This is a genomic window from Chitinophaga sp. XS-30 (assembly GCF_008086345.1).
Lineage (GTDB): Bacteria > Bacteroidota > Bacteroidia > Chitinophagales > Chitinophagaceae > Chitinophaga.
The window spans coordinates 26,722-39,632 of record NZ_CP043006.1 but is presented as its reverse complement, the minus strand read 5'-3'; the positions used below and the strand labels follow the sequence as shown (position 1 = coordinate 39,632).

Genomic DNA, 12,911 nt, shown 5'->3' with positions numbered 1-12,911 from the left:
CAGGGCATTAATTGGTTATTTTTCTGAAGATCATATCGTAGCGTGTTTTGGAGGATGCGCGTTGCAGTGCTTCCAGGTCGGCATCCGAAAGACCGTTGACCATGGAATGATAATGCTGCTGGTAGATGGCACCTTCCTCCACGCATCCGTACACCGGATCGCCGCTGGCGTGCGCGCCTTCCATTTCGCCTACGCATCCCAGGGTGCGGTTCCAGTTGCCGTTCACCTCACCATGCGTATCCACGCCGTAGCAGGAGCAACCTGCTTTCTGGCAGGCCCGCAGCAGGCGTATGCGCTCAGCGTCCACCTTGGCGGCGTATTGCAGGTGTTTTTGCCGGTAAGCGTCTTTTTTGGTCTGCAGTAGCCTGCCCAGCGATTCCAGGGATGCTTTGCGCGCTACCACGGCATCCTGCAGTATCTTTCGCTTGGCCGTAAAGGCATCGCGCAATCCTTCCAGCGCGGCTTCCTGTATTTTGGGGAGATTGACCGTCAGGTCCCATTTTTTGTCGCTCAGCATTTTATTTTCATCCAGTATGGTCTGGCGCTCACGGTTGTAAGCCGTTTCATATTCGCTGAGCTGCTCTCTTGCGGTGGATATTTTTGTTTCGAGATCACTTTTTTCCGATTGCAGCGTTTGCAGGTCATCGGCGGCGAGCGAAGCAGTATTGATCAGATCGGCATTCACGGCTATCAGCCTTGTCTGCCATTGCGCCAGCTGACCTTCCAGCCGGGATGCCCGTTCCCGGTAAGCCTGTTCAAGAGCGGGCAGGCGGTAGTTATTGGCCGCGATCTTTTCGTCCAGCTGTTTTTTGTCCGCTTCATTTTTCTTCGCCACTTTGTCTTTCAGCGCTGCGGTAGCCTTGCTTTCTTCCGCCTGCAGATCATTCTGTTTTACCTGCAGGATATTGATGCGGTCTTCCACGAAATGTTTTTCCGCCGCGGTGCGCATGAGGTCGCCCGCCCAGAAGAGATGCATGGCCTTCGCTTCGGCCATTACCTTTTCCTTGTATGTTTTGCTCAGCTCCACGATCTCTTCGCGCAGCCTGTCGCTGTTCGCTTTCAGTTCGTTCATTTGCCGGTCGAAATCCGCGCGTTTCCGGGAGAACTCGTTTTCTTCCAGCTCGAACTTTTTTACCGCCGCTTCTTTGGCGGCAATGCGCCGGTCATATTCCTCCATTTTGGATTTGATGACCGAAGGATCTGCCGGTACGGCGCGTCCGCTCACGGAAGCCAGGTGCCGCTCGAAGCTCTCGCCCCGGGCCTCGAATTCAGATTTGGGCGTATTGCATTTGCTGCAATAGTAGCCGTTCTGCAGTTCGTACCGGGCCCTTGACTTTTCCGCCCGCAGATCGGCCAGTTGCTTTTTCAGCTCCAGCAGTTTATCGTTTTCCGCGGCATAGGAATCCATTCTTTTCCGGTTCAGTTCCGCTACCTTTTCATCATTACGGGAGATGGCATCCGCTTTGGACTCGATGCTGGAAAGGGCCCCGGAACCGGCGGTCTGCCCGTTCACGGCAAGGTACAGGGGAATCATTGCACAGGTAAGGATGCACGTCAGCAGGTGTTTCTTCATTACAGGTGTTTTACGGACCGGTAAATGTAGAAGCAGCAAAAAGGATGGGCAATACTTAAAAATGAGTATTTTTTTACCTGACGCCGGTCCACCACTCGCGGAATACCTGCGCACTGTCTTTCAGGTTGACCTGTTCCCCGATCATGGGGGTGACGAGGGAGAGGCCCCGGCTTTTGTTGAGCGCGGTGATCTTTATCAGCGGCTCGTCCCAGGCATGATTGCCCAGGGGGAACTTGCCGGAATGGACGGGGAACAACCGCCTGGCGTGCAGGTCTGCCGTTGCCTGCAGTACTTCTTCGGGCATCATGTGAATATATTTCCAGGCTTTGTCATACTGCCCGTTTTCCAGGATCGCCAGGTCGAAGCCGCCGAATTTTTCACCTGCTTCGGCAAAATGGGTATCATAACCGCTGTCTCCCCCGATGAATATCCTGAAAGTGGGCGTTTGCAGCACGAATGCCGTCCAGAGCGACTGGTTGGCGGTAAATCCGCGGCCGGAAAAGTGGCGCGCCGGAACGGTATGGGCCGTAAATCCGCTGTCCAGCGCTGCGGATTCATACCAGTCCTTTTCAATGATCCGCTCCGCATCAAAGCCCCAGTACTCGAAATGTTCTCCCGTACCCAGCCCGCAGATGATCTTTTTGATGCGGGGCCGCAGCTTCATCAGCGTTTCATAATCCACATGGTCCCAATGATCATGCGAAATGAACAGGTAATCGATATCCGGAATGTCATCCACGGTATAGGGGTTGGTGCCTTCAAAAGCTTTGGTGCCAAAAGGGGCAGGCGTTGCCGCATCGCTGAGCACGGGGTCTACCAGTATTTTTTTACCATCCAGCTGAATGAAATAGGACGAATGCCCGAACCAGACCAGCACATCCTTTTCCGGCGGCAGCGCCAGGAGATCGGTTTTCATGGTGGGGACCGGCCCTTCGGGCGACAGCCTGGGTTGTTTGCCGAACAGGAAATTGTACATCACGCCCCGGTAGGTATAACCTTCGGTGAGCATCGGCGTATGATGCTGGTTCCGGAATTGGCCGTCACGGTAGTTGGGCGACCGTTTCACCCGTTCCAGGCGTTCGCCGGAAGGCGTTTGCCCGAACTTCTCCTGCCGGGTATAGGCATAGGTCACAACGGCCAGCAATACGATCAGTGAAAGGATCGTTATCGATACCTGCTTTAAAATGATGATTCCCCTTTTCCGCACCTGTTTTATGTTTTATGATGTTCACCGGCAATATTATGCTATACGAAGCAAAGCCGCTTATCATGTTGACGTATTATCCCTGAAAAAATTGCCAAAACTGATTTATCTTAGGGTAGAAAGGTATGATAGCACACCGTTTAAATTAAGGCGAACGGGATACAGCGCGGCGTTAGCGCCGGTTTCAGGATCAATCAAATCAACACTGCCACGATACAGTTTTTTAGATACCAACACGTTATGCTCATTTTATGATGAAAAGGCTACCGATAATCATGCTTTTTTGCCTGATAGGGGCGGTTGCCATTTACACGGCATGGCATTTCTTCGGGCCATCCCGGAAAGATGCCGGTGACGGCCTGATCAGCTATAATTTCCAGGTACGCCCTATCCTGTCAGACAAATGTTTTAACTGCCACGGTCCCGATGCTGCCAAACGGGAGGCCGGCCTGCGGCTGGATGTTGAGGCGGAGGCTTACAAAGCGCTGCAGGAGCATCCCGGCGCCCATGCCATTGTGCCCGGCAAACCGGGGCTGTCCGAACTCTACCTGCGTGTCAGTACCAGCGACACCTCCCAACTGATGCCTCCGCCCGCCAGTAACCTTCCTCCCCTTACCGTAGCGGAAGTGGCCATCATCAAAAAATGGATCGAACAGGGCGCGAAATATGAAAAACACTGGGCCTTTGTACCTCCCGCGAAAGCGGCGGCCCCGGAAGTGAAAAATGAAGACTGGCCCCGCAATGAAATAGACCGTTTTGTACTGCAAAAAATGGAGCAGCATGGCCTGGCTCCCAATGAGGAAGCGGACAAGGAAAGGCTGTTGCGGCGCATATCGCTGGATATCACCGGGTTGCCGCCAACACCGGAAGAAATAGACCGTTTCGTTAAAAGCACCGATCCGGATATTTATGAAAAGAAGATCGATGAACTGCTGAGCCGCCCGGCCTACGGTGAAAGAATGGCCATTCCCTGGCTGGATGTGGCACGGTATGCGGACTCCCACGGTTACCAGGACGACAACTACCGTACCCAATGGCCCTGGCGGGACTGGGTCATCCATGCCTTTAACCGGAACATGCCATACGACACCTTCGTCACCTGGCAGCTGGCCGGCGATCTGATGCCCGATGCCACGAAGGAGCAACTGCTGGCCACCGGCTTCAACCGCAATCACAAGATCACCGAAGAAGGCGGGGTAATAGATGAAGAGTACCGGGTGGAATATGTGGTGGACAGGACCAACACCCTCGGCACCGCCCTCCTGGGCATGACCATCGAATGCGCAAAATGCCACGACCATAAATACGATCCCGTTTCGCAGAAAGACTTTTTCCAGCTTTCCGCTTTCTTCAACAGCGTGAATGAAGTAGGACTGGAATCCACCGTAGGCGGGCAGGAAACCTTCGCCAAGAATCCCCGGATGGACATCACCCGGGAAGACCTGGAAGGTGTGCTCAGCTTCATGCAAAAAGCAGATACCCACCGGCTGCAGGTATCCGTGATGAAAGACCTGGACTCGGCCAGGAAAACGTATGTGCTTAGCCGTGGGAACTACGATCAGCATGCGGAAGAAGTGTACGCTGGTACACCGGCATCCATCATGGCATACCCCGATAGTCTCCCGCCCAACCGGCTGGGGCTTTCGCGCTGGCTCTTCCATAAGGACAATCCCCTGACGGCCAGGGTTTTTGTGAACAGGATGTGGCAGGAGATCTTCGGGCGGGGCATCGTGAAATCCGTCGGGGACTTCGGCATGCAGGGAGAGCTGCCCGTTAATCCCCAGCTGCTGGACTGGCTGGCTGTGGATTTCAGGGAAAACGGCTGGGACATCAAGCGGCTGGTAAAACAGATCTGCATGTCCGCCACCTACCGCCAGTCCTCCGTGATCACGCCGGAGAAATTGAAAGCGGACCCGGAGAACATTTATCTTTCCTACGCCCCGCGCATACGCATGAACGCGGAGATGATCCGCGACCTGGTATTGTCCAGCAGCGGATTGCTGCGGCCCATTATCGGCGGCCCCAGCGTAAAACCTTACCAGCCCCCCGGCCTGTGGGAAATGGCCACATCCGGAAGGGGACTGCTGGCTACTTACAAGCAGGACCATGGGGACAAGCTGTACCGCAGAGGAATGTACACCTTCATCAAACGTACCGTGCCACCGCCGTCCATGATGATATTCGACGCCAGCAACCGGGACCAGTGCGAAGTGAAACGTTCCCGCACCAATACGCCGCTGCAGGCATTGATCATGATGAACGACCCCACGGTGCTGGAATCTTCCGTAGCGTTGGCGGACCGGCTGGTATCCGGCAAAACGAATACCGCCACGGCGCTTACCGATGCTTTCATGCGGATCGTTAACCGGCGGCCTGACAAACAGGAACTGGAAATTTTACTGGAATATCAAAAGGACCAGGATGCATATTTCAAAGCCCATCCGGAAACGGTAGAGAAAGCGATCAGTGTGGGCGAGTACAAGCTGAAGAACGGTCCTTCACCGGATATCGCTGCCATGGCCAGGACCATACAGGTCATCTATAACCTGGAGGAAGCGATCACAAAAACTTAAGTCATGGAAAACGAATTATTTCAACACGGGCTCAATATCAGCAGGAGAAAATTCCTGTCAAGATTAAGCATAGGCCTCGGAAGCGTAGCCCTTGGCTCGCTGCTGGTGCCGGACCTTTTCAGCGGTGCGGCAGGAGAGGAAGCGGGTTTTATGCCCGGCATCCCGCATTTCGCGCCAAAGGCCAAACGGGTGATCTATCTTTTCCAGAACGGCGCACCCTCGCAGCTGGAAACATTCGATTATAAACCGGTGCTCAATACCATGATGGGGCAGGACCTGCCGGAATCCATCCGTGGCGGTCAGCGCCTGACAGGCATGACCTCCGGGCAAAAATCCTTCCCGCTGGTAGGCTCTTACTACAAGTTCAACCAGCATGGAGAATCCGGCGCCTGGGTCAGCGAGATATTCCCGCATATGGCGAAGATCGTGGACGACCTCTGCATTATCCGTTCCATGCATACGGAAGCCATCAACCATGATCCCGCGCTCACGTTCTTTCAGACAGGGGCGCAGCAAGGCAACCGCCCCAGCATGGGCTCATGGGTAAGCTACGGTTTGGGAACGGAGAACAAGAACCTCCCCGCCTTCTGCGTGCTGCTGTCCCGCGGCAAAGGCAACGGGCAGGGCGTATATTCCAAATTATGGTCCAACGGTTTCCTGGACTCCATTCACCAGGGCGTGCAGTTCAGCAGCGGGGAAAACCCCATCCTCTACCTGCAGGACCCCGAGGGAATGGACAGGGCCACCCGCCGCAAGATGCTGGACAAGGTAGCCGAGCTGAACGACATCCAGCTGAAACATTTCGGTGATCCGGAAATAGCCGCCAAGATCCAGCAATATGAAATGGCCTACCGCATGCAAACCGCTGTTCCCGAGATCATGGACGTTTCCACGGAAAGCGATGATATCGTGAAACTGTACGGCTCCGAATGCCTGGTGCCGGGTACTTACGCCGCCAACTGCCTGCTGGCGCGCAAGCTGTCCGAGAACGGCGTGCGTTTCGTGCAGTTGTACCACCAGGGTTGGGACCAGCACGGCAACCTGCCCAATGAAATGAGAGGCCAGGCGAAAGATGTGGACCAGCCTTCCGCAGCGCTGATCACAGACCTGAAGCAAAGAGGCCTGCTGGATGAGACCCTCGTGATCTGGGGCGGTGAATTTGGCCGCACCAACTACTGCCAGGGAAATTTCAGTGCGGATAATTACGGACGGGACCATCATCCCCGCTGCTTCACCGTCTGGATGGCCGGCGGCGGCATCAAGCCCGGCATGGTGTATGGCGAAACGGATGAATTCGGGTATAACATCGTGAAAAACCCGGTGCATGTAAATGATTTCCACGCCACCATCCTCAACCAGCTGGGCTTTGACCATGAGCGCCTGACCTACCGCTTCCAGGGCCGCCGTTACCGGCTGACCGATGTAGCCGGGCATGTGGTAAGAGATATCATTTCCTGATACGTATGCATAAACCGAACGAATGAAAAGAAGAAGTTTTCTGAAGCAGGCCGGGCTTGCCGTTGCCGCTTTCAGCATCACCAGAGACCTGTTTGCCGGGAAAAATGAAATGGTGTACGGGCACAACAATATGCGTTACAGGATGAACGCTAAATGGGGCGCTTTGAACCCTGCGTTATACCCCGTTAACGATTGCCATGAAATGGTGCAGGACAGCAAAGGCAGGATCATCCTGCTGACGAACGAGACCCGCAACAATGTGCTGGTGTACGACAAGTCCGGGAAGCTCCTGCACAGCTGGGGGCACGACTTCCCCGGCGCGCACGGCCTGAGCCTGCACAGCGCCGGAGGGGAAGAATACCTGTTCATTACAGACACCAGCAAACACCAGGTATATAAGACCAGTCTTGATGGAAAGATATTGCTCACCATCGATTACCCGCAGGAAACCGGCCTGTATAAAAACCGGGACGCCTTTGTGCCCACCGAAACCACCGTGCTGGACAACGGGGAGTTTTACATCGCGGACGGGTACGGTGCGCAGCACATCATTCATTATGATGAGAAAGGAAAGATCAAAAATGTCTTTGGCGGAAGAGGGGAAACCACCGCACATCTTGATAATGCGCATGGCATCACCACAGACAGCAGGGGCGGGAAGCTCACGCTGCTGGTAACCGACCGCACCCGTCACTGTTTCAAACGTTTTTCGCCGGAAGGGAAGCTGCTGGAAGTGATCGCGTTGCCGGGCGCATGCGTATGCCGGCCCGTGATCAAAGGCGATCACCTGTATGCCGCCGTACTGCGGTCACCCGGACTGGATGCCGCGGACAGCGGTTTTGTAACGATACTGGATAAGGACAACAAGGTGGTATCCAACATCGGCGGTTCCGCGCCGGAGTATAAAGACGGCAAGCTGCAGCCCATGCGGCAGTCGGACAAGATATTTGCCAATCCGCATGATGTATGTGTTGATGACGAAGAGAATATTTATGTGGCGCAATGGGCATCCGGCAAAGTGTATCCCTATAAATTCACCAGAGTATAACCGCACTCCGCAACATCGCTTCATGCAAAAGGTAAAAACAACAGGCAACGGCATCTTGTTCGGCGGCATGGTTTTCCTGCTTTTTCTGGCAGTTTTTGAAAGTTTCCTGCGGATACCTTCATGGCTGGCCGTGGCAGGCAGAATGCATCCCATGTTCCTTCATTTTCCCATCGTATTGCTGCTGGTATCATTCTTTACATTATGGATACCCGCAAGCCGGCAAGGCGATAATGAGTGGCTCGATCTGTTAAGGCTCGCCGCTGCATTATCCGCCGTAGTTGCCGCTATTATGGGAATGCTGTTATCCCTGGAAGGCGACCGCGCCGGGCAGACGCTCACGCTGCACAAATGGGGCGGCGTGCTGGTAGCCCTTGCCGGATTCATATTTTACACCGGTTATCCGTTCCTCGCCCGGAAAGCATCCCTGGCAAAACCTTTTACCGTGATCGCGGCCATCGCCATCCTGTTGACGGGGCATTGGGGCGCGGGGCTTACGCATGGGGAAGACTATGTGCTGGCCCCCATCCGGAGCAACGAGCAGCGGCTTGTTCCCCCGGAAGAAGCCGTGATCTTTGCTGATGTGGTGCGCCCCATCCTGGAGAAAAAATGTATCAGCTGCCACGGCGCTTCCAGCGTAAAAGGAGGGCTGACGCTGAAAGATATAAAAGGATTGATGGCCGGCGGCAAAACCGGCCCGCTGTTCATTCCCGGCCAGCCGGACGCCAGCCTGCTGATCAAACGCCTGCACCTTCCGCTGGGAGATAAAAAGAGAATGCCGCCCGCATCCAAACCGCAGCTTACCGAAGAGGAGGCCGCATTGCTGTATGCCTGGGTGAAGTCCGGCGCCGCTACGGATGAAATGCTCTTCAGTCTTCCTGAAAAAGATACCTTCCGGGTACTGGCCACCGCTTACCTGGCCCCTGCCGCCGGAGAAGCCCCAACACCGGTATATGACTTTGCGGCGGCAGATGAAGAAAAGGTCGCATCGCTCAATAATAACTATCGCAGCATTGTTCCGCTTGGTAAAAATTCACCGGCACTGACGGTAAATTTTTACGGCAGGAATGTGTACAGCACCGCATCGCTGGAAGAAATACTTCCGTTAAAGCAACAGATCGTGGAGCTGAACCTCTCGCGGCTGCCGGTGAAAGACGGCGATATGAAGGTCATCCGGCAGCTGGAGCAGCTCCGGAAGCTGAACCTGAACTACACCGGCGTTACCTCCGCCGGTGTGGAGGAGCTGGCCGGCCTGCAGCACCTGGAAGAACTGGCCCTGTCCGGCACCGGCATCACCTCCGCCGCGCTGGATAAGCTGCTGTCCGCCCGCCCCGTGCCATCCGTGTACATCTGGGACACGAAGATCGACAGCAACCAGGTGAGCGCACTGAAAAAGAAATTCGCGAAAGTATATATCGAATCAGGTTTTGCGGATAAGGACGGGCAGGTGATCGCCTTGAGCCCGCCGGTGATCAGCACGCCCGCCGGGGTTTTCGACAAAAGCATACAGCTGGAAATGAAACACCCCTTCAAGGATGCCGAGATCCGCTATACGCTGGACGGCACGCCGCCGGACAGTTTGCATAGCCCCGTGTACACCGCGCCGTTGCCCATCGACAAGAACGTTACAGTCACCGCAAAGGCCTTCAAGCCCGGGTGGTACGGCAGCAAAACCGTACAGTCATCTTTCATCAAACGGGGCGTAACACCCGATTCCATCATTCTGGCCACGAGCGCAGACCCCCGTTATGCGCCCACCAGCGCCGCCCTGCTTGCCGATGGCCAGCTGGGTGATTTTGCCAATTACGGCAATGGGGAATGGTTTGGCTATCAGCGCAATGAAGCCGCTTACTACCTGCTTTTCAATAAACCGGTGACCGTACAAAGCGTGATGCTCAGCATGATGCAGAACCTGGGCGGGCATATCTTTCCACCGGTGAAGATGGAGGTTTGGGGCGGTATGCAGAAAGATCAGCTGAAACCCCTGGGCAAAGTCAGTCCCCCTGCGCCCGATAAAGGAGAGCCGGCCCGGCTGATCCAGGGCGAAGTAACTTTTGCGCCCGCAGAAGTGCAATGCATCCGCCTGGTGGTGCATCCGCTGGCCTCACTGCCCGCCTGGCATGGCGCGAAAGGCAAGCCAGGATGGGTTTTCATCAGCGAGATCATCGTAAACTGACAGTGTGACCGTTAACGTTAGGTTTTTGTTAAGTCGAAGTTAACACCCTCGTATTCTACGCGGTTACCATCTAAAAACAGCCATTTACCAATTTCCACTTGGAGGAGAGCGCTTCCCGGCGCATCTTTGTCTTGGTTTTTCATAGGATATGGTTAAAAAATAACTGAGGACGGTATTCTTGCCGTCCTTTTTTCTTTTTGTAGAGGCGAACAGCTCCGCCGTTTTTTCGTTAGATTTCAGATATGGCTATCATCACGCTGAAAACCCTGGTCCGCATTTTCTGTTATCATGATATGGAAGAATTCCGTTCATTTGCGGAAGTATGACCGGCGTACCTCTCTGAACAAAAAAAACTAATTCATGACCTTACCCGTTTCCGTTTCCCGGCTTGGTAAAAACGACCTGCACAGATTCATGGAACTGATCCGGTTGTTTGAAGTGGTTTTCGAGATGAAGGGCTTTCAAATGCCCGGTGCAGCTCATTTGCAGCGGCTATTAGGCCGGGAAGATCTTTTCGTTTTCATCGCACTTTTTGAAGGCAAAGTGGTGGGAGGCCTTACCGCCTATACCCTGGAACAATATTATGCGGAAAGGCCGCTGGCATACCTGTTCGATCTTGCGGTAGATACGCAGTACCAGCGGCAGGGCATAGGCGGGAAGCTGATCGCCGCATTGAATGCATATTGCGCGCAGCAAGGTTTTGAAGAAGTATTCGTGCAGGCCGATGTGGTGGATGACTATGCCATTGACTTTTACCGGTCCACCCGGCCAACCGCAGAGGAAGCGGTCATTCACTTTTACTATACCCTGAATCAACAGGCGTTGCCGTTGGGGCCGTAGTGCTCATCATTCGCTCCCGGTGCTGCATGCCCCATTTGTTTAAAGCCTCCAGCACCTCTTTCAATGTTTCGCTGTAGGGTGTAAGGGAATATTCCACCGTAACCGGCTTGGTTTCGCAGACCCTTCGGTGCACCAGTCCGTTCAGTTCCATTTCCTGCAATTCTTTGGACAGGATGCGGGGAGATATCTCCGCTTCCCTGGATAGTTCCCTGAACCGCCGTTTGCCCGTGGTCAGGATGGTAAGCAGTACCAGCTTCCATTTGCCGCCTACAACGTCTAACGTGTCCCTGATGGCCAGTCGCGATTTTTTACAGGATTCTGCTGTATGCATGGTATTCTTTTTGTAACCGCTATTCTTTTTGTAACAAGTAACAAAGGTATAGCATTCTTTTGGACATTTGTGTCATCAAAAATCGAAAACGATGTCACAAAAGAAAATCAGGATCATTGGGTGGATCATCTCTGTTGTATTGGGCCTTTTGTTTGCCTTCAGTGCATTTATGAAATTGTCACCAGACGAGGCCGCCCTGGCGCAGGCAGCATTGGTGGGTTTTGATGAAGGCACTTACCGCCTTATAGGCGTGATAGAGCTGCTGTCGCTCATCCTGTTCCTTATCCCGCGTACCGGCCTGCTTGGGGCGCTGTTGCTGATCGCATATCTGGGTGGTGCTATCGCCACGCATCTGCAGCACCAGGATCCCGCTACCATGGCGGTGGCGGCACAGGTACTGCTTTGGATAGCTATGGCCCTGCGGTATCCGGTGCTGTTGCACCAGCTGTTCCCGGCCACACAGCGATTGATCAAACACGATTAAACGGATGAAAATGATAGCGCGGAAAATTGTGCGGGTACATACTCCCCACGCTCACCAGGGCTTCCTGGGGGAAGGGCATGTGGCCAAAGCCATTATAGACGGCAATGATTTCAGGCGTACCGACCCGTTTATGCTGCTGATGGACGACAGGTTGCAGCTCCCCGGCGGCACGCCTGCGGGCAGGCCGCATCCCCATGCGGGATTCGAGACCGTGACCCTGGTGATCAAAGGCGATGAAAAGGATTGGCATACCGGCAGCCTGGAGCTGATGACCGCCGGTAAAGGCATTATCCATTCGGAAGAGATCATATCCCGGACGGACCTGCATATTTTGCAGTTGTGGCTGGTATTGCCGCCGGAGAAGCGCTGGGCGGAACCCTTCTGGCAACAGATCCGGCAGGAAGACGCACCCACCCTCGCCACCGGCGGAAGCCAAATACGGGTGTACAGCGGCAGCAGCAATGGCCTGACCGCGCCGCTCCGGAATCATACGCCCTTTACGCTGGTGGATTTCACGCTGGCAGGAAATGCCGTAGCAGGGCAGGACATCCCCGCCCGCTATAACGGGTTCCTGTATGTGCTGGAAGGGGAAGTTTGGGCAGGCGCCACCAAAGTGCAGGCGGGGCAGTCCGCCTGGCTGGATGAGGCAGATGCCAACGGGGAAAGCGAGATCACATTCAAGGCAGGGGAGCAGGGTACGCGGTTCATTTTTTACGCCGCTGCGCCGCATGGGGCGCCGGTGGTAAGCCACGGGCCGTTTGTTGCGGATACCCGGGAGGATATTGTGCGATTGTACCGGGAGTACAACAGCGGGAAAATGCCGCATTTGAACAGTCTGCCGGAGGAGAATAGGGTGATGTATGGAGGCTGAGGTGCTTTTGGATGGCTGTCTTTCGACCGGCTTCCTGTTTTAATTCGGTGTGTGTTGTGATCCTTCCTCGGTGGCTGTAGCTGTCTTTCTCCCCCGGCTTCCTGTTTCAATTCAGTGGGTGTTATGATCCTTCTGTAGTGGCTGTATAGGTCTGAGGAATACCGGGCGGATGGCGGATGGAACATGGGAGGCAACCGGGAGAAACGTGGACTTGTAGCGGTGGTGATCCGGTGGCGAGGTGGGAATGAGTATTTGCAGGATACCGGATGAGGCGGTGTTATGCTCAAAAACAGGAATGCCCGCAGCGAAGGCCTGCAGGGGAATTTGCGGGTTATTGTATGTGTTTTTCAAGATCG

Annotated in this window: 12 protein-coding genes; 7 read left to right on the top strand and 5 right to left on the bottom strand. The window is 54.6% G+C overall.

All coding sequences use genetic code 11. From position 1 onward, the window contains the following. Positions 1-7: 7 nt before the first annotated feature. On the bottom strand, positions 8-1,573 hold the full coding sequence (locus tag FW415_RS00185; RefSeq protein ID WP_148382301.1) for a hypothetical protein: 1,566 nt from the start codon (positions 1,571-1,573) through the stop codon (positions 8-10). Positions 1,574-1,646: 73 nt separating this feature from the next. After that, a complete protein-coding gene (locus FW415_RS00180) occupies positions 1,647-2,780 on the bottom strand; it encodes an MBL fold metallo-hydrolase (RefSeq protein ID WP_246858864.1) in 1,134 nt (377 codons plus the stop codon). A 248-nt stretch (positions 2,781-3,028) separates the two neighbouring features. On the opposite strand from FW415_RS00180, the gene FW415_RS00175 reads away from it, so the two are divergent. The 4 genes from FW415_RS00175 to FW415_RS00160 are packed head-to-tail and all read left to right on the top strand — an operon-like array spanning position 3,029 to position 10,029. Then, complete coding sequence (locus FW415_RS00175) at positions 3,029-5,350, top strand: PSD1 and planctomycete cytochrome C domain-containing protein (protein WP_246858863.1); 2,322 nt, start codon at positions 3,029-3,031, stop codon at positions 5,348-5,350. A 3-nt stretch (positions 5,351-5,353) separates the two neighbouring features. Then, the gene (locus FW415_RS00170) at positions 5,354-6,808 is read left to right on the top strand and encodes a DUF1501 domain-containing protein (protein ID WP_148382300.1); all 1,455 of its coding nucleotides are present in this window, start codon (positions 5,354-5,356) and stop codon (positions 6,806-6,808) included. A 22-nt stretch (positions 6,809-6,830) separates the two neighbouring features. Further along, on the top strand, positions 6,831-7,856 hold the full coding sequence (locus FW415_RS00165; RefSeq protein ID WP_148382299.1) for a 6-bladed beta-propeller: 1,026 nt from the start codon (positions 6,831-6,833) through the stop codon (positions 7,854-7,856). A 22-nt stretch (positions 7,857-7,878) separates the two neighbouring features. Beyond that, positions 7,879-10,029 (top strand): chitobiase/beta-hexosaminidase C-terminal domain-containing protein, encoded by a 2,151-nt coding sequence (locus FW415_RS00160; protein WP_168208604.1) that lies wholly within the window; start codon positions 7,879-7,881, stop codon positions 10,027-10,029. A 17-nt stretch (positions 10,030-10,046) separates the two neighbouring features. On the opposite strand, the gene FW415_RS25490 is transcribed toward FW415_RS00160, so the two are convergent. Next, positions 10,047-10,172 carry a hypothetical protein gene (locus FW415_RS25490; RefSeq protein WP_256378903.1) on the bottom strand — a complete coding sequence of 42 codons (126 nt, stop codon included), beginning with the start codon at positions 10,170-10,172 and terminating at the stop codon, positions 10,047-10,049. 217 nt (positions 10,173-10,389) lie between these two features. Between FW415_RS25490 and FW415_RS00155 the strand changes: the two genes are divergently transcribed. Further along, entirely contained in the window at positions 10,390-10,869 is a 480-nt protein-coding gene (locus tag FW415_RS00155) for a GNAT family N-acetyltransferase (protein ID WP_148382297.1), read from the top strand. Here the strand turns inward: FW415_RS00155 and FW415_RS00150 are convergent. Further along, positions 10,817-11,200 carry a helix-turn-helix domain-containing protein gene (locus tag FW415_RS00150; protein WP_148382296.1) on the bottom strand — a complete coding sequence of 128 codons (384 nt, stop codon included), beginning with the start codon at positions 11,198-11,200 and terminating at the stop codon, positions 10,817-10,819. The genes FW415_RS00155 and FW415_RS00150 overlap by 53 nt on opposite strands. A gap of 91 nt (positions 11,201-11,291) precedes the next feature. Here FW415_RS00150 and FW415_RS00145 point away from each other — a divergent pair, with 91 nt between their 5' ends. Together FW415_RS00145 and FW415_RS00140 are read left to right on the top strand one after the other, a co-directional pair. Further along, positions 11,292-11,684, top strand: coding sequence for a DoxX family protein (locus FW415_RS00145; protein ID WP_148382295.1), 393 nt, complete (start codon positions 11,292-11,294; stop codon positions 11,682-11,684). Positions 11,685-11,694: 10 nt separating this feature from the next. Further along, positions 11,695-12,555 carry a pirin family protein gene (locus tag FW415_RS00140; protein ID WP_148382294.1) on the top strand — a complete coding sequence of 287 codons (861 nt, stop codon included), beginning with the start codon at positions 11,695-11,697 and terminating at the stop codon, positions 12,553-12,555. 111 nt (positions 12,556-12,666) lie between these two features. Here FW415_RS00140 and FW415_RS00135 read toward each other — a convergent pair whose 3' ends face one another. Then, the gene (locus FW415_RS00135) at positions 12,667-12,906 is read right to left on the bottom strand and encodes a hypothetical protein (protein WP_148382293.1); all 240 of its coding nucleotides are present in this window, start codon (positions 12,904-12,906) and stop codon (positions 12,667-12,669) included. Positions 12,907-12,911 lie beyond the last annotated feature (5 nt).